Here is a 22,827-nt window from a genome sequence, read left to right as displayed (position 1 = left end):
AAATGGCCTCCAAATCAACCGCCCCGAAAACGTCCGCTTCAAAACCCGCCGCCAGCAGCGCGGCGAAAAAGCCAACCAAGCTGACGGTCACCAAGGACCAGCTTCTGGGCTGGTATCGCGACATGCTCCTCATCCGCCGGTTCGAGGAGAAAGCCGGCCAGCTTTACGGCATGGGTCTGATCGCCGGTTTCTGCCATCTCTATATCGGCCAGGAGGCCGTGGTGGTGGGCGTGCAGGGCGCGCTTCTGCCCGGCGACCAGGTGACCACCGGCTACCGCGATCACGGGCATATGCTGGCGGCGGGCATGACCGCCAATGGCGTGATGGCCGAGCTGACGGGCCGTGAGGGCGGGTATTCGCGCGGCAAGGGCGGGTCCATGCACATGTTCTCGCGCGAGAAGCAGTTCTTCGGCGGCCACGGCATTGTCGGCGCCCAGGTGCCCATCGGGTCCGGGCTCGCTTTCGCTAACAAATACAAGAAGAACGGGAAGATCAGCGCGACCTATTTCGGCGACGGCGCCGCCAATCAGGGCCAGGTCTATGAGAGCTTCAACATGGCCAAGCTGTGGAATCTGCCCGCGCTCTACATCATTGAAAACAACGGCTACGCCATGGGCACCAGCGTGAAGCGCTCCAGCTCGGAAACCGAGCTGTTCCGCCGCGGCGCCAGCTTTGGCATTCCCGGCGAAGCGGTAAACGGCATGGACGTGATCGCCGTGTACGAGGCCGCCAAGAAAGCCGCCGCCCACGCCCGCGAGGGCCATGGCCCGTACATTCTGGAAATGAAGACCTACCGCTATCGCGGCCACTCCATGTCGGACCCCGCCAAATACCGCACCCGCGAGGAGGTCAACGAGTTCCGCGACCACAAGGACCCGCTGGATCTCGCCCGCAAAAACCTCATCGAGGCCGGCTGGAGCGATGAAGACGCGCTCAAAGCCATGGACAAAGAGGTCAAGCAGATCGTCAACGAGAGCGCCGAGTTCGCCAAGGACAGCCCCGAGCCCGACCCGAGCGAGCTGTATACCGACGTGCTGGTGGAGGGTTAGGCGATGCCCATTGACGCCAGCTTGCTGGTCATCGCCGTCCTGATCTTCATCATCATGGTGATGGTGCAAGGCGTATTTTCCAATCTGGAGCACAAGCCCAAGGATCTGCTGGGCGCGCGCGATGGCCTAACCGATTCCAGCGTGCTGACGGCGCGCGCCCGGCGCGCCAACCAGAACATGATCGAAGCCCTGCTCATGCACGCGCCGCTGGTGCTGGTCGCGCTGGCGCTGGACCGCGCCAACGACATGACCGCGCTGGGCGGCTGGCTGTTTGTCGCCGGACGCGCGGTTTACGCGCCGCTCTACTGGCTTGGCGTGCCAGTGGTGCGCTCTTTTGCCTGGGTCATTGCGCTGGCGGGCACCGTGCTCGTCCTTATCCAAATTCTTCCGTTTTCCGGAGCCTAGATCGCCATGACCATCGAAGTGCTCATGCCCGCCCTGTCGCCCACCATGGAGGAGGGCACGCTGGCCAAATGGACCGTCAAGCCCGGCGACACGGTGAAATCGGGCGATGTCATCGCCGAGATCGAGACCGACAAGGCGACGATGGAGGTTGAAGCGGTCGAGGAAGGCGTGGTCGGCAAGCTGCTGGTCGAGGAAGGCGCCGAGGGCGTGAAGGTCAACGCCGTGATCGCGCTGCTGCTGGAAGAGGGCGAGGACGAGAGTGCTCTGGAGGGGGCGGGGTCTGGCGGGAAGCCGTCTCAGTCCAAAAACAAGACCCCCCCTCCGTCAGCGTCTGACGACGCTGACACCTCCCCCGCAGGCGGGGGAGGACAAGAACCCCAAGCGTCGAAGAATGACACCTCATCCTCCCCCGCGCGCGGGGGAGGTGGCCGCGAAGCGGCCGGAGGGGGGGAGTCCGGCGAAAAGCGGCACGCCCAACCCCAGGCCGCCGATCCCGACATCCCCGAAGGCACCAAAATGGTCTCCATCACCGTGCGCGACGCCCTGCGTGACGCCATGGCCGAGGAGATGCGCCGCGACGAGACGGTGTTCGTCATGGGCGAGGAGGTGGCCGAGTATCAGGGCGCCTACAAGGTCACGCGCGAGCTGCTGCAGGAATTCGGGCCGCAGCGCGTGGTGGACACGCCCATCACCGAGCACGGGTTTGCAGGGCTGGGCGTGGGCGCGGCGTTCGGGGGTCTGAAGCCCATCGTCGAGTTCATGACCTTCAACTTCGCCATGCAGGCCATCGATCACATCATCAACTCGGCGGCCAAGACGCTCTACATGTCCGGCGGCCAGATGGGCTGTCCCATCGTGTTCCGCGGCCCCAATGGCGCGGCCAGCCGCGTGGGTGCCCAGCACAGCCAGGATTTCTCCAGCTGGTACGCCCATGTGCCCGGCCTGAAAGTCATCGCGCCCTATGACGCCGCCGACGCCAAGGGCCTCCTGAAAGCCGCGATCCGCGACCCCAACCCGGTGGTCTTCCTGGAACACGAGTTGATGTATGGCGAAAGCTTCGACATCCCGGACCTGGACGACTGGGTCCTGCCCATCGGCAAGGCGAAAATCCGCCGCGAGGGGAGCGACGTGACCATCACCGCCCATTCGCGCATGGTGGGCTTTGCGCTCAAAGCTGCCGAAATCCTCGCCGAAGAGGGCATCGAGGCCGAGGTGATCGATCTCAGAACCCTGCGCCCGCTGGACACTGATACGGTGGTGGCCAGCGTGAAGAAAACCAACCGCCTGGTCTGCGCCGAGGAAGGCTGGGGCCGCATGGGCGTGGGCGCGGAAATCGCCGCGGTGGTGGTGGCCGAGGCCTTTGACTGGCTCGACGCGCCGCCCGCCCGCGTGCACCAGAAAGACGTGCCGCTGCCCTACGCCGCCAATCTGGAAAAGCTATCGCTGCCGGGTGTGGAGGATATTGTGAAGGCGGCCAAAGCCGTCTGCTACGCGGAGTGAGGCGATGCTCGGTAGAGTTTTCCTTTTCCTGATCGGCGCGCTGTTTGGTTTGGTCGCGGGCTGCGTTGCATGGTTCTGGTTCGCAGACTTAATCGATCGATCGGTCGAAGAGCACTACTTGTATAGCGAACTCTCATACATGGAGGAGCAGCTTTCAGACCTCGCTATTCTGGCTGAATTGCTAGCGCGCAACGATAATGACCGTGAAGCTTTCGAACTTTTTGCGGCGCAGCATGGGTCAAACACGTTCGACAATGACGGCTATGTCTCGACGCGTTTAATCTCGGTTCGTTTCGATGGTGACCGGATTGTAGAGATTTGCCCTGGGCTGCATGACGATCCGTCGACGGAGCGCTGCCTGTCTGCTTATGGGCGCACTCGCGCCGCAGCTGTAAGGACCGAATGATGGACGACGTTAAGCCCGACGACGGCCACTTTGAACAGCTGATCTTAAACCTTCGCCATTTTCGAGTAATCCCCCATGCCCATTAAAATCCTGATGCCCGCTTTGTCGCCCACCATGGAGGAGGGCACGCTCTCGTCCTGGCTCGTCAAGGAAGGCGATGCGGTGAAATCGGGCGATGTCATCGCCGAGATCGAGACCGACAAGGCGACCATGGAGGTGGAAGCCGTCGATGAAGGCGTGATGGGCAAAATCCTCGTGGAGGCCGGAACCGAGGGCGTGAAGGTCAATGCGGTGATCGCGCTGCTTCTGGACGAGGGCGAGGACAAGGGCGCGCTGGAGGGGGCTGGGTCTGGCGGACCGAAGTCATCGTCCGGTGGCGACACCCCACCCCGACCCTCCCCTCAAGGGGAGGGAGAAGGGTCCCGCCAAGCTGAGAGCGGCGCGAAGGATGATGCGCCCTCCGCCAAGAAATCGACCAACGGCTCCACATCTTCTCCCTCCCCCTCGGGGGAGGGCCGGGGTGGGGGGAGCGGCGGCTCCGAAACCGGGAAAGAAAAAAAGGAGAGAGACGCCATACGCATCAAAGCCTCGCCACTCGCGCGCCGCCTGGCCGAGCAGGCCGGGCTGAGCCTGTCGGACATGGAAGGCTCCGGCCCCGGCGGGCGGATCATCAAGCGCGATGTGGAGGCGGCCTCCAAAGCGGCCCCCGCCGCGAAAAGACAGGACGCTCCCCTCGCAGAAGCGCCCCGCGCCGGCGCTCCAGGCGCCAGGCCGGCGCCAGAGCCCGCGCCCAAGCCGCAGATCGACGAGCACGAACCGCTGGCGCGCTATGGCATTGCGGCGTCGCGTTATGAGCTGCGCAAGGCTGACGGCATCCAGAAGATCTCCGCAAGGCGCCTCACGGACTCCTTCCGCGACGTGCCGCACTTCCCGCTCAATGTGGATTGCCGCCTCGATACGCTGCTGGCTTTCCGCAAGCAGATCAATGACAAGGCGCCTGACGGCGTGAAGGTATCGGTCAATGACATCCTGATCAAGGCGTCGGGCCTGGCGCTGAAACGCGTGCCCGAGGCCAATGCCAGCTGGATCGAGGACGGGCGCGTGGCGGTGCACAAGCACGCGGACGTATCGGTGGCCGTGGCCATCGAGGGCGGTCTGATCACGCCGATCATCTTTGACGCCGACCAGAAGGGCCTGGCGCAAATCTCCGCCGAGATGAAGGACCTCGCCGCCCGCGCGCGCGACCGCAAGCTGAAGCCGGAAGAGTTTCAGGGCGGCACCTTCTCCCTGTCCAATCTGGGCATGTTCGGAATCAATTCCTTCGCCTCCATCCTCAACCCGCCCCAGGGCATGATCTTGAGCGTGGGCGCGGGCGAGGAACGGCCGGTGATCACCGATGGCGCGCTGGCGAAAGCCACCGTCATGACCGTCACGCTCACCTGCGATCACCGCGTGGTGGACGGGGCGACTGGCGCACGCTGGATCGCGGCGTTCAAAGGCTTCATCGAAGACCCGGTGACGATGTTGATGTAGGCGCGCCTGGCGCGCCCTAAACCCGCTGCTCCGCCTCAAGCCGTTCGATCAGGCGAGCGCGGGCGTCGGGCAGGCGCTTGTCGGCGGGCCAGAGCACGCGGCGCTCCAGGAAATGGGCGCTGAGCCTCAGCCCCGCGCCGATATCGCCGGGCCGGACTTCACCGGAGCCTGTGAGGAATCCGGGCAGGGCGAGCATCTTGTCCGCCCACGGCGCGCCGCCTTCGGCGCTGACTGCGCGGCCGGATTTGGGGCTGACATAAATGAGGTTCTCCGTCACGCCCGTGGCCGCGCAATGGCGCAGATCGAGGCCGTAGCCAAGATCGGCCAGCACGCCGAGCTCCCAGCGGACATACAGCGCCGGCCACATCTGTGGGTCGGTGAGATGCTCCGTGACCAGATCAAAGGCCTCGGCCACGCGCGGGTGCGGTTCGCGCTCGGGCAGGCAGAGCGAGGCCATGGCGCACAATGCGTTGAGGCCCGCCAGCGCCAGCGGGTCCTCCATGATCGCGCCGGTGGAGAGGTCTTCGGCTTCCACCGTCAGAGCGCCCAGATGTTCCTCCAGCCGCGCGCGCCAGACCGCGCGCACGCGGTTTCCCGGCTGCAGCACGGGGCGCATCGTGCGCGAGCGCCCGCCGCGCACCAGACCGGCATGGCGGCCATGCTCGGCGGTCAGGATCTCCACCACGGCGCTGGTCTCACCGTGGGGACGCACCGCCAGGATGCGGCCTGACGCCGTCCACTCCATTACACGTCAAACTCAAGGCCGAGGGCGGAGAAGCGCGCACGCTCCTCGCTCCAGCCCGGGCGCACTTTCACATGCAGGAACAGGTGCACGCGCCGGCCCAGATCGCCTTCGAGCTCGACGCGCGCATGCTCGCCGATCCAGCGCAGCGTGGCGCCGCCCTTGCCGATAATGATCGGCTTGTGACCTTCGCGCTCCACATAGATGGTCTGCTCGATGCGGACCGACCCGTCCTTCTGGTCCTTCCAGTCCTCGGTCTCCACGGTGAGCGCGTAGGGCAGCTCCTCGTGGACGCGCAGATACAGCTTCTCGCGGGTAATTTCGGCGGCCAGCATGCGCTCGGGCAGATCGGCGATCTGGTCTTCAGGATAGAGCCAAGGGCTGTCGGGCATGGCGCGGCCCAGCGCGTCGGCCAGATCCGCCGTGCGGTCGCCGTTGGTGGCGCTGATCATGAACACGTCGGTATAGACGCCGCTCTCATAAAGCTGGCGCGACAGCTCCAAGAGCTCTTCACGGCGCACCAGATCGATCTTGTTGATGGCGAGGATCGCCTTGAGGTCATGGACTTTCAGCCCCTCGATCACGCGGTCCACATCCTCCACGCTCTTGCCCCCGCCTTTGAGCTGGGCGGCTGCGTCCACCACGTGGACGATGATGTCGGCGTCCGACGCCCCGTCCCAGGCGGCGGCGACCATGGCCCGGTCCAGCCGGCGGCGCGGGCGGAACACGCCGGGCGTGTCGACCAGCACGATCTGGGCGGCGCCGCGCAGCATCACGCCGCGGATCTGGAAACGGGTGGTCTGCACCTTGGGCGTGACGATGGAGACCTTGCGGCCCACCAGCGCGTTGACCAACGTGGATTTGCCGGCGTTCGGCGCGCCGATGATGGCGGCGAAGCCGGCGCGGGACGGCGCACCGGATTTGCGGGCGGTGTCGGTAGGGGTATCGGTCAAAGGCTTGTCTCCGCGGACAGAAGCTGATCGGCGGCCGCACGCTCGGCCCCCTGTTTGGATGCACCCTCGGCTTCGCCGCGAAGCTCGCCCACGCGCACCTCCACGGTGAAGTTAGGGCGATGATCGGGACCCTTGCGCGAGAGGACCGTGTAGACGGGGGGCGGGCGCCCGGTCTGGGCCGCCCATTCCTGCAGGCGGGACTTGGCGTCGCGCGGGCGGCGTTTCAGGCCGTCCAGCTCCTCTTCCCACTGAGTCAGGAAGAAGGCGCGCGCCGCGTCCATCCCGCCATCAAGAAACAGCGCGCCGATCACCGCCTCGCAGGCATCGGCCAGGATGGAGGCTTTTTCGCGTCCGCCCAGGCGCGCTTCGGCGGCTGACAGGCGCAGGCCTTCGCCCAGACCGCAGCGCTGCGCGGCGCGCGCGCAGGCGTTCTTGTTGACCAGCGCATTGAGGCGCACGGCCAGCCCGCCCTCGTTTAGTTCAGGGAAGCGCTCATGCAGGGCTTCTGCTGCCATCAGGCCCAGCACCCGGTCGCCTAGAAACTCCAGCCGCTCATTGGACGCGTCGCGCGAGCGCCCGTCGCCGTGAGAGGCGTGGGTGAGGGCGCGCTCCAGCAGGGCCGGATCGGCGAAGGCGTGCCCGATGCGCGCCTGGACATCCTTGAAACGGTCGCTCATCTCGGCTCCGGGTCCAGGGGCGCCAGGGTGCGTCCGGCGCGGATGCGCGCCCAGGTCCAGGGACGCCACAGGCTGAAATCGGGGCGCACCGAGATCAGCACCCGGTCTGCGCGGCCGATCACAGAATCGATGCGCACCATGCCGGGACCTTCAGGCGGCGCGGCGCGGCTGTCGCGCGACTCGCTGCGATTATCGCCCAGCACGAAGATATGGCCTTCGGGCACCAGCACGGGGCCATAATCGTCATATACGCCCGGCGCGCCATGCAGCACGTCCCAGGCCCGCCCGTCGCCCAGGATTTCCTGCCAGCGCGCATAGCGCGTCAGCTCGCCATCGGGTCCGATGCGCGTCTCCTCGTCCAGAAGGCCGCGCGGCGCAGGTTCCCCATTGATGAACACCATGCCCCCGGTCAGCGTGATCATATCGCCGGGAAGCCCGATGACGCGTTTGACATAGGCCGAGCCCTGCGCGTGAGCGGGCGAGAACACCACAATATCGCCGCGCAGGGGCGTCGAGCCGAACACCCGTCCCGGTCCCACAGGCGGCGACAGGGGCAGGGAGACGCGCGACCAGCCATAGGGCCATTTGGACACGGCGATATAGTCGCCAGGCTCCAGCGCCGGGCGCATGGAGTCCGACGGAATGGTGAAGGGCTGAAACACCAGCGTGCGCACGCCCAACGCCAAAATGGCGGCGAGGATCAGGGTGACAATCAGACGCTGGTCGGCGCGCACACGGCGCAAGGCCCGCCCGATGCGCCGGGCGCGGCGCGCGCGGGCCGGGTCGGCGGCGTTCACGCGGCCCCCGGCCGGGCCGGGTCCAGCGCCTCGATGATCACAAAGGCCTGCGCCCAGGGATAATCATCGGTCAGGGTGACGTGGATGCGCGGCTCCAGACCGTCTGGCGTCAGCGACTGCAGGCGCTCGGCTGCGGCGCCGGTCAGCTTTAGGGTCGGTTGGCCGCCCTTGAGATTGATCACTTCCATCTGCTGCCAGGTCACGCCGCGATAAATCCCGGTGCCCAGCGCCTTGGCGCAGGCTTCCTTGGCGGCGAAGCGTTTGGCGAAGGTATCGGCCGAGCGGCGCCGGCTGGCGGCCTTGGCGCGTTCGATTTCGGTGAAGACCCGGTTGCGGAACTTGTCGCCGAACCGCTCGATGGACCGCTCGATCCGCCGGATATCGATAATGTCGGTTCCGACGCCCAGTATCATGCCGGCAGCTCAGCGCGGGCGGCGTTGATCAAAGCGCGCATCTGGGTCACCGCATCGCCGAGCCCGGTGAAGATCGCCTCGCCGATCAGGAAATGACCGATATTGAGCTCACGCACCTGAGGGATGGCGGCGATCGGCTGGACCGTGTCGAAGGTCAGGCCGTGGCCGGCGTGAATCTCCAGCCCGCGCCGCGCGCCTTCCTTCGCGGCTATGGTCAGGCGTTTGAGCTCGGCTGCCGCCTTCTTGCGCCGTCCTGCATGGCAATGCTCGCAATAGGTCCCGGTATGCAGCTCGATGACCGATGCGCCCAGCGCCTCGGCCACGGCGATCTGCACCGGGTCGGGCTCGATGAACAGCGAGACGCGGCAGCCGGCCTTGTTCAGGGCGGCGATGAAGGGGCGCAGATGGGCGTGGTGCGCGGCCACGTCCAGCCCGCCTTCGGTGGTGCGCTCCTCCCGCTTTTCCGGCACCAGGCAGACCGCGTGCGGCGCATGGCGCAGGGCGATCTCCAGCATCTCGTCGGTGGCCGCCATTTCCAGATTGAGCGGGACCGATAGCTCTTTGGACAGGCGCTCGATATCGGCGTCGGAGATATGGCGGCGGTCTTCGCGCAGGTGCGCGGTGATGCCATCCGCGCCCGCTTCCACGGCCAGATGGGCTGCGCGCACGGGATCAGGCAAGGCGCCGCCGCGCGCGTTCCGGATGGTGGCGACATGATCGATATTGACGCCAAGGCGGACCGGATGTGCGCTCACGGGTTCAGCCCCCTACTGCCCGGCTTGATGGCCGGTATGCGTTCCAGCTCAGGCGGCAGCTGGTCGGCCGGATAGGCCGGGAAGCTGACCGTCGCCAGCGACACCAGCGGCACGCCCACGCTCGCCTTGCCGCCCGAGCGGTCCACCAGACAGCCCTGGGCGACGACTTTCGCCCCCGTCGCCTGGATGGCCGCGATGCACTCGCGTGAGGACAGGCCGGTGGTCACGATATCCTCGATCACCAGCACCCGGTCGGCGGCGTTCAGCTCGAACCCGCGGCGCAGGGCGAACTCGCCGTTCTCGCGCTCCACGAACAGGAAGGGCAGGCCCATCACCCGCGCCGTCTCATAGCCCGGAATAATTCCGCCCAGCGCGGGTGACACGATGGCGGTGAAGGGACCGTGGCCGCCCGCCTTGATCTTTTCAGCCAGCGCCGTGCAGAGGCGGCCCGTGCGCGCCGCATCGCGGAACACCAGCGCCTTTTGCAGGAAGACGGAGCTGCGCAGGCCCGAGGAGAGGATAAAATGCCCTTCCAGAAGCGCGCCCGCCTGGCGGAATTCTTCCAGTACGTCGTCCGTCGTCATGCCGGCTCCTGCTCGGTCCTCGGTTCGTAGTCGGGGATGTCGCCCGGCCGGCGCGCACGCTCGGCAGTGACCACCTTGTCGCTGGTTTTCAGCGCCGCCACTATATTGTTCAGGTGGCGCGCGTCGAACACTTCCACATCGAACGCCATCTCGAAAAAGTCACGCGTGCGCTGCAGGGTTTTCACATCGGTGATATTGCCCCCGGCCTCGCCCACCGCGCCGGCGATCTCGGCCAGCACGCCGGGCTCATTGCGCACCGTGGCCAGAACCCGGCCGATGGACACGCCATGGGCGCCCGCTTCCGGGGTCCATTTGAGATCGATCCAGTTTTCCAGCGACTGCTCGTCTTCCATCTCGGCCAGGCGCTCGCAGTCGATGACGTGCACCTCCACGCCCTTGCCCTCGCGCATCACGCCCACGATCCGGTCGCCGGGCATAGGCGAGCAGCAGGGCGCGAAATGCAGGCTCACGCCCGGGGTCAGGCCGCGTCCGTGGACATAGAGCCCGGCCTTGGCGTCGGCGATGCGCTCGCGGTCCTGAGGCCGCCGCCCGCGCATTTCGCGATGACCGGGATAGACCGCTTCCAGCAAGCCGATGGACGAAATCCGGCCCTTGCCCAGCGCGTGGTAGAGATCGTCCACGCTGTCCATCTCCAGACGGCGCAGGGCGTCGCCCAGCGCGGATTCGCGGAACACTTTGCCCTCGCGCAGGAAGGCGTGCTCGGCGATCACCTTGCCGATGCGTATGAATTCTTCGACTTCCGAAGAGCGGATCAGGCGGCGGATCGCGGCGCGCGCGCGCCCGGTGATCACCAGATCTTCCCAGCCCGCCGGAGGTTGGCGCACGCCGCCCTTGATGATCTCGATCATGTCGCCGTTATTGAGCCGGGTGCGCAGCGGGCGGTCGCGCCCGTTGATCTTCGCGCCGATGGCGGCGTGGCCGAGTTCGGTGTGCACCGCATAGGCGAAATCCAGCGGCGTGGCGCCGCCAGGCAGGGCGATCAGCTCGCCCTTGGGGGTGAAGCAATAGACCTCGTTGGCGAACATTTCGAGCTTGGCGTGCTCGAGGAAATCCTCCGGATCGCCGCCCTGTTCGAGGATTTCCATCAGCGGGCGCAGGCGTTCCAGCGGATCGCCGCCGGCTTCCTCGGCTGCCGCCGCGTCATAGGCGTATCCGCCTGACTTGTAGCGCCAGTGCGCGGCCACGCCGGTCTCTGCGATCCGGTCCATGTCATGGGTGCGGATCTGCAGCTCGATGCGAATGTTGGACGGGCCGATAATGGTGGTGTGCAGCGAGCGGTAATTATTCGGCTTGGGCGTGGAGATATAGTCGCGGAAGCGCTCGGGCACGCTGCGCCAGCGCTGATGGACGAGACCCAGCGCGGTGTAGCAATCGATGGGGTTCTCCACCAGAATCCGGAACGCATAGATGTCGGCGATATCGTCGAACGAGACGCCTTTGCGCTCCAGCTTGCGCCAGATCGAGTAAGGGCGCTTCTCCCGGCCAAACACCACACAGTCCAGCCCCGCCTCGTCGAGCAAGTCCGACAGCTTGGCAGAAACCGACGCCACGGCGTCATGGCGCGTGACGCGCAAATCCTCAAGACGGCGGTGAATGGATTCGTATGCGGCCGGGTTGAGGTTCCGGAACGCCAGATCCTCCAGCTCGGTGCAAACCCGGTTCACGCCGATGCGCCGGGCCAGCGGCGCATAGATCTCCAGCGTTTCGCGTGCGATGCGCTCGCGCTTGTCCTGGCGTGAATGGAAATGGAGCGTGCGCATATTGTGCATGCGGTCGCACAGCTTCACCAGCAGGACGCGGACATCGCGGGTGATCGCCACCACGAGCTTCTGCAGGTTTTCCGCCTGCTTGGTGCGCTTGGAGCCGAGCTCCATCTGACCCAGCTTGGTCACGCCGTCCACAAGCTGAGCGATGTCCTCGCCAAACTGTTCGATGATATCTTCGGGCGTCGCGTCGGTGTCTTCGACCGTGTCGTGCAAGAGGCCGGTACAGATCGTGGCCGCGTCGAGGCGCAGCTCGGCCAGCAGCATCGCCACTGCAACCGTGTGCCCGTAATAGGGCTCGCCGGATTTTCGGAACTGGCCCTGATGATGGAGCTTGGAAAAATTATAGGCGCGCGTGATCAGATCGCCATCGACCCGGGGGTCGTAGGCCTGAACACGCGCCACCAGGGCGTCGGCGCTGGGAATGGCGTCGGCGGGCAGAAGCGCAGACGGGGTCGCCAGCGCCGTCACGGCTTAGAGTCGGCCGTCAGCCGGTCCGTCGCGGTCGGACTGCAGCGCCTTGAGCATGGCGGCTTCGTCCATTTCCGGGGCGGGCAGGGCCGGTCGGGCCTCGGCCTGACGCTCGCGCTCGGCCTCTTCCTCGTCGTCCGACGGGATGACGCGCTGCAGGCCGGAAATCAGGTTTTCGGTCAGGCCGTCTAGATCCAGCCGGTCGTCTGCAATCTCGCGCAGGGCCACCACCGGGTTCTTGTCGTTGTCGCGGTCAACCACCAGCGGAGCGCCGGCGGCGATGGTGCGCGCACGATGGGCGGCCAGCAGAACCAGCTCGAAGCGGTTCTCCACCTTCTTGATGCAATCTTCAACGGTGACGCGGGCCATGCGCAGGCCTCCTGACAATCAAGCGAGACGTGAACCCGTGCAAATACCCCACGCGGGCGGCGCCTTCAAGCCTTACGCCGCAGCGCACAACACCCCGCCCGCCGGCCGGCAGGCGCGGCGGTCCGCAAGAGGCAGGGCGGCGATCAGACTTTGCAGTGTGGCGCCGCTGGCCGGATCGCGCCAGTGGGGCGCGATGTCTTTCATCGGCAACAACACAAAGGCGCGAGAGGTCAGGCGCGGATGCGGCAGGTCCGGCCCGCCAGCGGACCGTCCGGTGCGGCCCTGATAGTCCAGCAGGTCCAGGTCCAGCGTGCGCGGCGCATTGCGCACTGTGCGCGCACGCCCGTGAGCGGCCTCGACTGCGTGCAGCACCGCCATCAGCGCCTGCGGCTCAAGAGCTGTACGCACCGCGATACAGGCGTTCACAAACGGCGGATCGCCGGGGTCCGGCCAGGCCGGGCTACGCCAGGGGCGCGAAGCGGCGATCGTCTCCACCCCGGCTGCGGCCAGAGACCGCAGCGCTGAATTGAGCGTTTGAAGGGGCGCGCGGCCCCGGTATGCTTGGTTTGCGCCGAGTCCGACATAAATGGCCCGGCGATACGCATTACCCATCATCGATTGAGCGAAAGGCATAGGCGATGACCTTCTATCCCAACGAGCGGCTTGGCATTTTCATCGACGGCGCGAACCTCTATTCGGCGGCGCGCGGGCTCGATTTCGACATCGACTACAAGAAGCTTCTGGAGGAATTCCGCAAGCGCGGCCGGCTGATCCGGGCCAATTACTACACCGCGCTGCTCGAGAACGAGGAATACACCCCGATCCGTCCGCTGATCGACTGGCTGGACTATAACGGCTTCAAGATCGTGTCCAAGGCGGCCAAGGAGTATTCCGACGATAGCGGTCGCCGGCGCATCAAGGGCGATATGGATGTTGAACTGGCCGTCGATATGATGGAAGCCTGCGGTTATCTCGACCATATCGTGCTGTTCTCCGGCGATGGCGATTTCCGTAAAGTGGTCGAGGCGGTGCAGCGGCGCGGCGTGCGGGTGTCGGTGGTTTCCACCCTGAAATCTTCACCCCCCATGGCGTCCGACGATCTGCGCCGTCAGGCCGACGCCTTCATCGAGCTGGCCGATCTGGGCAAGCTGGTCGGGCGCGAGCGTCGCTATCGCGACTATACCGAAACCACCGAAGACGAAGGTGATGACGGCGATGACGCCTAGGCCCGCGCCAGCGCGCGATTGCGCGCTGTGCCCGCGTCTGGTCGCCTATCGCCAGCTGAACGCCCGTGATGAGCCGCACTGGTTCAACGGCGCGGTGCCAAGCTTTGGCGATGCGGATGCGCGCCTGCTCATCGTCGGCCTGGCGCCCGGGCGCACCGGGGCGAACCGCACGGGGCGTCCCTTCACCGGCGACTGGGCGGGCGATCTGCTCTATCCCACCATCGCCAAGTTCGGCCTCAGCACCGGGCGTTTCGATCCCGATGGCGATGACGATCTGCGCCTGACCGGCGCGATGATCACCAATGCCGTGCGCTGCGTTCCGCCCCAGAACAAGCCGGTGGGCGAGGAAATGGCCAATTGCCGGCCCTTCCTGGCCGCGCGCATCGCCGCCCTACCGCATTTGCAGGTGATCATCACGCTGGGCCGCATCGCCCATGACAACACGCTCAAAGCTCTGGGCCTGAAGCTGTCAGCTTACGCTTTTGGCCATGGGGCCCGTCATGATCTGGAGGGCCCGCGCGGGCCCCTGATCATGATCAACAGCTATCACTGTTCGCGCTACAACACGAATACGGGCCGGCTCACCGAAGCCATGTTCCACGACGTGTTCGAACAGGCCTGCGCGGCGCTGACGTGAAATCCTAGCGCCCGCTGGGGCCGCGCGTGGCGCCGTCATCGTCGGTCGCTTCACCTTCGCCATTCCCGGCGCCGCCGTCTTCACCGCCATCCTCGCCCGCCTGAAGCGCTTCGAGCGCCTCGGCCTCGCGCATGGCGGCGACGAAGTCTGCGGGCAAAGCCGGCAAGTCGCGGCGGAACTGGCCGCCCACCATGTCGGTCTGCAGGGTCAGAGGCGCTGCGCCGCTCTCGGACATGCGCGCACGATAGACCTGGACGTTTTCGATCACGCGCTGGACATAGTTGCGGGTCTCTGAGAACGGGATGCTCTCCACCCAGTCAATCGGGTCGATATCGCCCGTGCGCGGATCGCCATAATTGGCCACCCAGGTGCGCACCCGGTGTCCGCCGGCGTTATAGGCCGCCAGCGCCATCACCAGCGAGCCGTCATAGGCGTTCACCACCTGATCGAGATGGGCCATGCCCAGCATGATATTGTACTGGGGATCGTCGGTCAGCCATTCCAGATTAAACGGCACGCGCAATTGCTGGGCGGTCTGGCGCGCCGTGGCGGGCATCATCTGCATGATGCCGCGCGCGCCCGCGCCGGAAATGGCGCGCGCGTCAAACTCGGTCTCCTGACGGATCACCGAGAAGGTCAGGGCGGCATCGGGAAAGACCGGGGCATTGCGCGGCAGATCGATCAGCGGATAGGCGCGCTCGGCCAGCGCCGTCCCGGCGGTGCGGCTGGCCTTGGCGGTGCGCACCGCTTCGCGCAGGCGCATATGGTCCATGGCGATATCAGCGAGCATGGCCACTTCCTCGGCCGACTCCACGGCGTTGGCAAAATGATAGACGAAGACCCGGAAGAAATAATCCGACCCGCTCTCTGCCAGCAGGCGCACGGCGCGCACCTCGGTGCGGGCTTCAAAGGCGGCGCGCACCGCCGGCGTGGGGTCGGGATCGGGCGGCAAAACGATTTCAGCCGCGTCCGGGCCCAGCGCCAGAATGGCCAGCTGGCCGTAATAGGCGGTGGGATGCTCGGCGGCCGCCAGGAAGCGCTCGCGCGCCAGATCCAGCAGACCGGCCGCTTCCGCCGCCCGGCCTTGCCAGTACTTGGCCCGCGCCAGAGAGACCGGCGTGCGCACGCCGCTTTCCAACGACGTAAAATGTTCCAGCGCCACTTCCGGCTGGTTCAGGCCCGTCAGCGCGATCCAGCCGGCGTTGAACTCGGCGTCGGCGAAATCCACGCCCGAACTCATGCCATGGCTGGCGGCGAGCTGATAGGCGGAGTCCCAGTCGCGTTCGCGGATGCGGTCCAGGATCATCAACTTGCGCTCGGTCCACATGGATGACAGCGCATTGTCGTTCTGGTGCTGATCAGGCAGTTCCAGCAGCAGGGGCAGGGCGTCGCCCACCCCGCGCTGGCGCCGGAAGCGCGCGCGCTCATAAATCAGCCCGGCATTGGTCTGCAGCGAGGCCGGTACGGCGTTGACCGCGCCGTCCACGCCCGGCTGGCGTGCGGCCAGCGAAATGCGCGCCTGGGCCAGGCGCTGCTCGCCCTGGGTCAGTTCCGGGATCAGGCGGCTCGCGGCGGTGCGCTGACCGGCCCAGAGCAGGTAATCGACCCGCTCGGCATGATCTTCGCGCGTCAGGATATCGCCGAATTCGCGCAGCGTATCGGTCTGGAAGCTCAGCCGCATGGACTGGCTGCGCCAGGCGGTGCGGATCTCTTCGCGCCCTTCATCGGTGCGCCCCAGCGCAAGCAACGCACGGCCCAGCGCCACGCGGCCTTCACCGGTCAGGGGATCGCGGTTTTCAAACCAGGCCGCGATCATGGCCGGACTGAAGCCGGATTCTTCGACCTTCCATTCGGCTTCGCGCTGGATCGCCGCCTCACGCGGCCAGCCGGCCAGCTGGTCGAGCGCGAGATGCAGGTCGGAGAAGGACGCGCGCGGATCGCTGGTGGCCATGCGCCAGAATAATATCCGGCGCGCCGCCGGGTCGCTGACAGTGTAGGCCGCCTCGCGCACGAACTCCCATTCATCGTCATTGGCCGCGCGCATGGCGCGACGGAACAGGTCGAAATCGGCATCGCTCAGCGAGGCGATGTGGTTGGGCACGGGCGGCGCCAGGCGGGGCGAGGGCTCTTGCGCGCCTGCTACAGAGCCGACGGCGGCGCTGGCGGCCAGCACGGTCACAAAACGCACGATGATCGCAGACATAACGCCTCCAAGGCCCCTCGCTCCCAATGCTGATGCAGGACGGCCCGTCTGTCCACGTGCTTGAACGCCCTTGGCGCACGGGGGTTGCAGTCGTATGGTCCGCGCCCCTGATTTTCCGAAGCCTAGAACGGACTTTTTCATGCTGCGCGGCTCCATGACGGCTCTCGTGACGCCATTCAAGAATGGCGCCGTGGACGAGGCGGCCTTCGCCAACCTTATCGAGCGCCAGATCGCGGCGGGGACCCATGGCCTGGTGCCCGCGGGCACCACTGGGGAGACGCCCTGCCTGACGCGCGCCGAGCACCTGCGCGTGATCGATCTGTGCGTCGAGGTGTGCGCCGCGCGCGTGCCGGTCATCGCCGGGACAGGCAGCAATGCGACAGCCGCCACTATCGAGGTGCAGCGCCACGCCAAGACCGTCGGCGCGGACGCCGGCCTGGTGGTCGCGCCCTATTACAACAAGCCGTCCCAGGATGGGATCGCCGCCCATATCGAGGCCGTGGCCGACGCGGTCGCCCTGCCGATCTTCGTTTACAACATCCCCGGCCGCTCGGTGGTCGACATCTTGCCAGAGACCATGGCGCGCCTCGCGCGCCACCCCAATGTCATCGGGAGCAAGGACGCCAGCGCGCGCATGGAGCGCGTCACCGATCACCGCGTGCTGATCGGCGACCGCTTCATCCAGCTGTCGGGCGATGACGCCACGGCGCTGGGCTTCAATGCCCATGGCGGGGTGGGGGCCATCTCCGTCACGTCCAATCTGGCGCCGCAGCTGTGCGCGCGGTTCCAGACCGCCACGCTGGAAGGGCGCTGGGACGAGGCGCGCGCGCTGCACGACAAACTCGCGCCCCTGCACGCCGCCCTGTTCGCTGCGCCCAGCCCTGCGCCGGTGAAATATGGCCTGTCCCTGCTGGGTCTGTGCTCGGACGAGGTGCGCCTGCCGCTCACGCCGTGCCCGGAGCCGGTGAAGGCGCGCGTGCGCGCGGCCATGGAAAGCTGCGGCCTGATATGAGCAGTTCGGGACCCGACAAGGGCCTGGTCGCCGTCAACCGCCGCGCCAGGTTCGATTACGAGATCACAGATACGTTTGAAGCGGGCATGGTGCTGACCGGCACCGAGGTCAAAAGCCTGCGCATGGGCAAGGCCAATATCGCCGAGTCCTATGTCAGCCCGGAGAAGGGCGAAATCTGGCTGATCAATTGCGACATCCCGCCCTACGGCCACGGCAACCGCTTCAATCATGACCCGAAACGCGCGCGTAAGCTGCTGCTGCACAAGCGCGAAATGAACAAGCTCGCCGGTTCAGTGCAGAAAGAAGGGCTCACCATCGTACCCCTGCGCCTGTTCTTCAACGAGCGTGGCATGGCCAAGCTCCAGATCGGTCTGGCCAAAGGCAAGAAGACCGTCGACAAGCGCGAAACCATCAAGCAACGCGACTGGAACCGCAGCAAACAGCGGATCTTGAAGAATTTCGGGTGAGGGTTTTTCCGGCAAAGCCACCGCCCGGCCTCGCCGCGAGTTACGCAGCGTGAGAGGCCCCCTCTCCCCCATTCATCGGGGAGAGGATAAAGGTGAGGGGGCGGACCTTTCCGGTTAACTTGCCTGCGTCGCGTTGGACGGGACCGCCCCACCCCTCACCCCACCCTCTCCCCTCAAAGAGGGGAGAGGAGGCTGGAACGGGGCGTTTAGTCTGAAAGAGTGAAGGGCAGGGTGAGGGTGCAGCTGCCCCTTCAATCAATGCGCATACCCGTGCTCGCCTTCGCGGCGGATCACCGCGTAGCGGTCGCGCAGGCGGGTCTGGCGGGTTTCCAGCGAGGTGACCTCACCGTCGATGAGCACGGCGGTGGGGGCGCTCAAGACCTCCAGCGGGTCACCGTCCCACACCACCACGTCCGCCGCCTTGCCCGGCTCCAGCGAACCGAACCGGTCGGCGACGCCGTAGATTTCAGCGGGTGTCAGGGTGACGGCGCGGAACGCATCCGCCCAGTCGGCGCCGTGGGCCACGGCGATGCCGGCATGCTGACGTAGCAGGCGCGGGTTCCAGTATAAATCCGAGCCCAGCGTGGTGTATGCGAGCTGCACCCCCGCTGCATGCAGCGTGGCCGCCGCACGGTTGGAGGCCGCCAGCGTGTCGAAGCTTTCGGGCAGATTGCGCATGGGATCGAGGATGACGGGGATGCCCGCGTCCGCGATCTCATCGGCCATCAGATGGGCTTCGGCGCCGCCCACGATGATCAGGCGGATATTGGGGTAGCGGTCGGCGAACTGGATGGCCCGGCGGATATCGCTGGCCCGGTCCATGCGCATGATCAGCGGCATGGCCCCGCGCGCCACGTCCACCATGGCGGCCGCATCGAACCGGTTGATGGCGTCGCCTTCGTGATGGGCCATGAAGCGGCCAGGATAGAAGCGCGCGTCTTCAATCGCCGCCCGCAAAAAGGCCCAGGCGGCGCTGCGGGCGCCGCCAGCGGTGCGCGCGCCGGAGACAGAGAGGTCCACCAGCATGAATTGCCGGTCGGCGAACAGGCTGTCCGGATCGCCGCTGGCGTCAGCCAGCGCGCCGCGTCCGGCGATGATGGCCGAGCCCACAGCCGGGTGCACGGCAAAGCGCGTTACGCCCTTCACCCGGGCCGAGGCGATATGATTGCCCGCCGGGTTGAAGGCGTCGGCCACGTCCATGGACGCGGTGAAGGACGAGCCCGAGGCGGCGTTGTCGCGCGCGCCGGATTCGGCGCTGACTTCAACGAGGCCGAGCTCGGTCTGGGGATGGAACAGGCCCGGCGTGATCCAGCCGCCTTCAGCGTCGATGACGCGTGCGCCCGACGGAATGCGTACCTGCGCGCCCACTTCGGCGATCACGCCATCGCGGATCAGCACCGTGCCGGATTCGATGACCCCGGCGTCGCCATTGGTGATCACGCGGCCATTGGTGACCGCGATGGTTTGGGCTGCGGCGCAGACGGGCAGGGCTGCGGCGAGCGCCAGCGGCGCGAGGAAAGCGCCAAGGGCGCGTATGGAAAAGCGGGTCATCAGCGCACTCCTTCACCGGGTTGGCCAAGCATGAAGTCGCGCACCGTGCGCCGCTCGGGGTCGGCGCGGTCATACATCAGCGCGCCATCGATATAGACATGGTCCGCCAGGGCGTAGCTGGAGAACGGGTGGGCCGACCAGATCACGATATCGGCACGCTTGCCGGTTTCGATGGACCCGGTCTCCTCGAAAATCCCGAGGCCTCGTGCGGGTGCCGAGGTGAACCAGGACACCGCTTCGGCGTCGGAGATATCGAGCCCCATGCGCCGGCCATCGCCCAGGGCCTTCGCCACTTCATGGTTGAGGCGCTGAATGCCCAGATCAGAGTCTGAATGGATCATCGCGCAGGCGCCCAGCGAATGGGTGATGGGCAGGTTTTCGATGATGGAGTCATACGCCTCCATCTTGAACCCGCCCCAGTCGGCCCAGACCGCCGCGCAGGTGCCGGCCTCGGCCAGCAGGTCGGGGATTTTGAAGGCCTCGACCGCGTGGTGGAAGACCGAGACGTGGTAGTCGAACTCTTCGGCCATATCGAGCACCAGCGCCATTTCGTCGGCGCGGTAGCAATGCATCTGGATCAGGATCTCCCCGTCCAGCACGCCCATCAGCGTGTCGAGCTCCAGATTGCGCGTGGGCGGCGTGGCGGAGGCGTCGCCCTCGTCCCAATAGCGGTTCCAGGCGGCGCGATATTCCACCGCGCGCTGCCAGGCTTCGCGGTATCCCGCCATATTGCCCATGCGCGAGGCCGGGGCGCGGCCCTGATTGCCGTAGACCCGCTTGGGGTTCTCGCCGCAGGCCATTTTCAGCGTGTAGGGCGCATCGGGAAACTTCATCGCCTGGACGCTGCGCGCAGGCACATTGCGCAAGGTCACGCCGCGCCCGCCGAACAGATTGGCCGAGCCCGGCAGCACGTGCAGCGTGGTCACGCCGGCGGCGAGCGCCGTGTCAAAGCCCGGGTCCTGCGGCCAGACGCCATGCTCGGCCCACACCTCCGCCGTCACCGGGGCGGTGGCTTCATTGCCGTCGGAATGGGCGTTGACCGAGGGGCTGGCATAGACACCGAGATGGGAGTGGATGTCCACCACGCCCGGCGTCACGAAGCGGCCTTCAGCCTCGACGATTTCAGCGCCGTCGGGGGCGGCGAGGCCCTGGCCGATGGCGGCGATGCGCCCGTTCTCGATCAGGATGTCGGTGTTTTCCAGCAGCTGATCGACGCCGTCGAACACGTTCGCGCCGCGGATCAGCGTCACGCCGGACGGGGCCGGCTGATAGGTGGAGGGGTAGGGGTCAGGATTGAACCGCACCAGCTCGCCGCCGCCATTTGCATTGGCGTTCGCGCTGTCCTCATCGCCCGCGCCATTGCACCCGGTCAGGGCCGCCAGCGCCAGTGCGCCCGCGCCCAGACTGTTCCATACGTGTCTCATCTGATCCCTCCCGCGATCCGTCCGGGTTCAGCGCTCCTCGCGCCGACTCCCTGTCGTCTGTCGGATATGCGCGCAGCCTCACGGAAACCGGCAGGCGAGGGAAGGGGTTATTGTATAACGATGGCAGGGGCGCCCCCCACTTGCCCCCGCGCCCCGTCGGCGCGATGGTCGCGCCCTGGCTGAATCACCCGACCGAGGACGCATTCCATGGCCCTGCGCACTGGCGCCCAGCATTTGATCGACGCGCTCGCCGCCCAGGGCGTGGAGCGGATTTTCGGCGTGCCGGGAGAGAGTTATCTGGCGGCGCTGGATGCGCTGGTCGATAGCGGGATCGCCTTCATCACCTGCCGGCATGAGGCGGGGGCGGCGAATATGGCGGAAGCCGACGGCAAGCTGACCGGGCGCCCCGGCATCTGCTTCGTCACGCGAGGGCCGGGGGCGACGCAGGCCGCGGTGGGCGTCCATACGGCGTTTCAGGATTCCACGCCCATGCTGCTTCTGGTGGGCCAGGTGCGCCGCGAGGATGAGGGGCGCGAGGCGTTTCAGGAGCTCGACTACGCCCAGGCCTTCGCCGGGATCGCCAAGGCGGCGTTCGAGATTCGCGATCCGGCGCGCGTGGGCGAGCAGATCATGCGCGCTTACGCTCTGGCCCTGCACGGCCGCCCCGGCCCGGTGGTGGTGGGCCTGCCCGAGGATATGCTGACTGAAGAAGCCGAGGCGCCGGCGCCGCGCGCCTTCACCCGCGCGCTGAGCGAGCCGGGCGGTGATACGGCGCGCATCATCGCTGCGCGCCTTGATGCGGCCCAGCGCCCGGTGATCCTCGCCGGGGGGCCGGGCTGGAGCGCGGCGGCGCGCGCGGCGCTGCACGATATGGCGGTGCGCATGAACTGCCCCGTCGCCACAAGTTTCCGGGCCAAGCATTTGTTCGACAACACCCATTCCCACTATGCGGGTGAGGCGGGGATCGGCGTGAACCCGGCTCTGCGCGATGCGCTGCGCGAGGCGGACGTGATCCTCGCCATCGGGCCGCGCCTCGGCGAAATGACCACCCAAAGCTATGATCTGTTCGACGTGCCCGGCGGGTTGGGCGACCGGCTGATCCACATCCATCCCGGCGGGGAGGAGCTGGGCCGCGTCTATCATCCCGACATGGCCGTCACGGCCTCGCCCGGCGCCGCCATGCTCGCCATCGCAGAGGCGGCCACACCGCAAAACGCCGCCCGCCGCGCGGCCTGGGTCGCGGCGCGCCGCGCCGATTACGACGCGTGGGTGCAGCCTGTGAGCGTCACCGGTGCGGTCAATCCGTCGCAGATCTGGCGCGCCGTGTCGGCCCGCTATGGCGACAGCGCAATCATGACCAATGGCGCAGGCAATTTCGCCGCCTGGCTGCATCGCTTCTTTGATCACAGCGCCTATCCCGGCCAGCTCGCGCCCACCTCCGGGGCCATGGGCTATGGCCTGCCCGCCGCCATCGCCGCCAAGCTGCGCCATCCTGACCGCCCGGTCATCGCTGTGTGTGGCGATGGTGATTTCCTGATGGCCGCGCCGGAGCTTGCCACCGCCGTCCAGCACGGCGCCAACATCGTCGTGTGCGTGTTCGACAACGGAACCTACGGCACCATCCGCATGCACCAGGAGCGCGCCTATCCCGGCCGTGTCTCGGGCACGGGCCTGGTCAATCCCGACTTCAAAATGATGGCGCTGAGCTTCGGCATGGCCGCTTGGTACGTCGCCGCCACTGACGAGTTCCTGCCCGCGCTGGACGCGGCGCTGACGTCGGGGCGTCCCTCCCTGATCCATGTGCGCCAGTCGCCCGAAGACATTGCGCCGGGGAAGCGGTTGAGTGAACTCAAGCCCGCTTGAGGCTGG

General features: G+C 66.7%; 22 protein-coding genes and 1 pseudogene. 10 read left to right on the top strand and 13 right to left on the bottom strand.

The window, feature by feature from the left end:
- Positions 1-2: 2 nt before the first annotated feature.
- The 5 genes from pdhA to L2D01_08935 all read left to right on the top strand — a co-directional run bounded on the left by pdhA (position 3) and on the right by L2D01_08935 (position 4,893).
- Positions 3-1,049, top strand: a complete 1,047-nt coding sequence (pdhA, locus tag L2D01_08955) for a pyruvate dehydrogenase (acetyl-transferring) E1 component subunit alpha (GenBank protein ID WBQ09022.1) — start codon at positions 3-5, stop codon at positions 1,047-1,049.
- Between the two features lie 3 nt (positions 1,050-1,052).
- Positions 1,053-1,454 carry an MAPEG family protein gene (locus L2D01_08950; GenBank protein WBQ09021.1) on the top strand — a complete coding sequence of 134 codons (402 nt, stop codon included), beginning with the start codon at positions 1,053-1,055 and terminating at the stop codon, positions 1,452-1,454.
- Positions 1,455-1,460: 6 nt separating this feature from the next.
- Positions 1,461-2,954, top strand: a complete 1,494-nt coding sequence (locus tag L2D01_08945; protein WBQ09020.1) for a pyruvate dehydrogenase complex E1 component subunit beta — start codon at positions 1,461-1,463, stop codon at positions 2,952-2,954.
- A 4-nt stretch (positions 2,955-2,958) separates the two neighbouring features.
- Positions 2,959-3,360, top strand: a complete 402-nt coding sequence (locus L2D01_08940; GenBank protein ID WBQ09019.1) for a hypothetical protein — start codon at positions 2,959-2,961, stop codon at positions 3,358-3,360.
- A 75-nt stretch (positions 3,361-3,435) separates the two neighbouring features.
- Positions 3,436-4,893, top strand: coding sequence for a pyruvate dehydrogenase complex dihydrolipoamide acetyltransferase (locus tag L2D01_08935; GenBank protein WBQ09018.1), 1,458 nt, complete (start codon positions 3,436-3,438; stop codon positions 4,891-4,893).
- A gap of 16 nt (positions 4,894-4,909) precedes the next feature.
- Here the strand turns inward: L2D01_08935 and recO are convergent, their stop codons facing one another.
- From recO to folK, 10 genes and pseudogenes are all read right to left on the bottom strand, one after another.
- Positions 4,910-5,638 carry a DNA repair protein RecO gene (gene recO / locus L2D01_08930; GenBank protein ID WBQ09017.1) on the bottom strand — a complete coding sequence of 243 codons (729 nt, stop codon included), beginning with the start codon at positions 5,636-5,638 and terminating at the stop codon, positions 4,910-4,912.
- Complete coding sequence (gene era / locus L2D01_08925) at positions 5,638-6,588, bottom strand: GTPase Era (protein WBQ09016.1); 951 nt, start codon at positions 6,586-6,588, stop codon at positions 5,638-5,640. Before era ends, recO begins: the two co-directional genes overlap by 1 nt.
- On the bottom strand, positions 6,585-7,265 hold the full coding sequence (gene rnc / locus L2D01_08920; GenBank protein WBQ09015.1) for a ribonuclease III: 681 nt from the start codon (positions 7,263-7,265) through the stop codon (positions 6,585-6,587). Before rnc ends, era begins: the two co-directional genes overlap by 4 nt.
- Positions 7,262-8,062 carry a signal peptidase I gene (gene lepB / locus L2D01_08915; protein WBQ09014.1) on the bottom strand — a complete coding sequence of 267 codons (801 nt, stop codon included), beginning with the start codon at positions 8,060-8,062 and terminating at the stop codon, positions 7,262-7,264. The genes rnc and lepB overlap by 4 nt, the downstream gene beginning before the upstream one ends.
- Positions 8,059-8,475, bottom strand: a complete 417-nt coding sequence (gene acpS, locus L2D01_08910; protein ID WBQ09013.1) for a holo-ACP synthase — start codon at positions 8,473-8,475, stop codon at positions 8,059-8,061. Before acpS ends, lepB begins: the two co-directional genes overlap by 4 nt.
- Positions 8,472-9,230, bottom strand: a complete 759-nt coding sequence (locus tag L2D01_08905; protein WBQ09012.1) for a pyridoxine 5'-phosphate synthase — start codon at positions 9,228-9,230, stop codon at positions 8,472-8,474. Before L2D01_08905 ends, acpS begins: the two co-directional genes overlap by 4 nt.
- Positions 9,227-9,814, bottom strand: a complete 588-nt coding sequence (gene pyrE / locus L2D01_08900) for an orotate phosphoribosyltransferase (GenBank protein ID WBQ09011.1) — start codon at positions 9,812-9,814, stop codon at positions 9,227-9,229. Before pyrE ends, L2D01_08905 begins: the two co-directional genes overlap by 4 nt.
- Positions 9,811-12,069 carry a bifunctional (p)ppGpp synthetase/guanosine-3',5'-bis(diphosphate) 3'-pyrophosphohydrolase gene (locus L2D01_08895; GenBank protein ID WBQ09010.1) on the bottom strand — a complete coding sequence of 753 codons (2,259 nt, stop codon included), beginning with the start codon at positions 12,067-12,069 and terminating at the stop codon, positions 9,811-9,813. The genes pyrE and L2D01_08895 overlap by 4 nt, the downstream gene beginning before the upstream one ends.
- Positions 12,070-12,195: 126 nt before the next feature.
- Positions 12,196-12,438, bottom strand: a pseudogene (gene rpoZ, locus L2D01_08890) (DNA-directed RNA polymerase subunit omega).
- Between the two features lie 72 nt (positions 12,439-12,510).
- Positions 12,511-13,050 (bottom strand): 2-amino-4-hydroxy-6-hydroxymethyldihydropteridine diphosphokinase, encoded by a 540-nt coding sequence (folK, locus tag L2D01_08885; protein ID WBQ11632.1) that lies wholly within the window; start codon positions 13,048-13,050, stop codon positions 12,511-12,513.
- A 26-nt stretch (positions 13,051-13,076) separates the two neighbouring features.
- On the opposite strand from folK, the gene L2D01_08880 reads away from it, so the two are divergent.
- Entirely contained in the window at positions 13,077-13,664 is a 588-nt protein-coding gene (locus tag L2D01_08880; GenBank protein WBQ09009.1) for an NYN domain-containing protein, read from the top strand.
- Positions 13,654-14,301, top strand: a complete 648-nt coding sequence (locus tag L2D01_08875) for a uracil-DNA glycosylase (protein WBQ09008.1) — start codon at positions 13,654-13,656, stop codon at positions 14,299-14,301. The genes L2D01_08880 and L2D01_08875 overlap by 11 nt, the downstream gene beginning before the upstream one ends.
- Before the next feature lie 4 nt (positions 14,302-14,305).
- Here the strand turns inward: L2D01_08875 and L2D01_08870 are convergent, their stop codons facing one another.
- A complete protein-coding gene (locus L2D01_08870) occupies positions 14,306-16,504 on the bottom strand; it encodes a lytic transglycosylase domain-containing protein (GenBank protein WBQ09007.1) in 2,199 nt (732 codons plus the stop codon).
- 139 nt (positions 16,505-16,643) lie between these two features.
- Here L2D01_08870 and dapA point away from each other — a divergent pair, with 139 nt between their 5' ends.
- Together dapA and smpB are read left to right on the top strand one after the other, a co-directional pair.
- A complete protein-coding gene (gene dapA, locus L2D01_08865) occupies positions 16,644-17,516 on the top strand; it encodes a 4-hydroxy-tetrahydrodipicolinate synthase (GenBank protein WBQ09006.1) in 873 nt (290 codons plus the stop codon).
- Positions 17,513-17,983, top strand: a complete 471-nt coding sequence (smpB, locus tag L2D01_08860) for an SsrA-binding protein SmpB (GenBank protein WBQ09005.1) — start codon at positions 17,513-17,515, stop codon at positions 17,981-17,983. The genes dapA and smpB overlap by 4 nt, the downstream gene beginning before the upstream one ends.
- Positions 17,984-18,238: 255 nt before the next feature.
- Here smpB and L2D01_08855 read toward each other — a convergent pair whose 3' ends face one another.
- Both L2D01_08855 and L2D01_08850 read right to left on the bottom strand, forming a co-directional pair.
- Positions 18,239-19,534, bottom strand: a complete 1,296-nt coding sequence (locus L2D01_08855; GenBank protein WBQ09004.1) for an amidohydrolase family protein — start codon at positions 19,532-19,534, stop codon at positions 18,239-18,241.
- The gene (locus L2D01_08850; GenBank protein WBQ09003.1) at positions 19,534-20,958 is read right to left on the bottom strand and encodes an amidohydrolase; all 1,425 of its coding nucleotides are present in this window, start codon (positions 20,956-20,958) and stop codon (positions 19,534-19,536) included. The genes L2D01_08855 and L2D01_08850 overlap by 1 nt, the downstream gene beginning before the upstream one ends.
- A gap of 207 nt (positions 20,959-21,165) precedes the next feature.
- Between L2D01_08850 and L2D01_08845 the strand changes: the two genes are divergently transcribed.
- Positions 21,166-22,821 (top strand): thiamine pyrophosphate-dependent enzyme, encoded by a 1,656-nt coding sequence (locus L2D01_08845; GenBank protein ID WBQ09002.1) that lies wholly within the window; start codon positions 21,166-21,168, stop codon positions 22,819-22,821.
- The last annotated feature ends 6 nt before the right edge of the window (positions 22,822-22,827 follow it).

The sequence above is a fragment of the Hyphomonadaceae bacterium ML37 genome, assembly GCA_027627685.1.
GTDB lineage: Bacteria > Pseudomonadota > Alphaproteobacteria > Caulobacterales > Maricaulaceae > Oceanicaulis.
The sequence above is the reverse complement of the archived record's forward strand: the minus strand, read 5'-3'. Positions and strand labels throughout refer to the sequence as shown.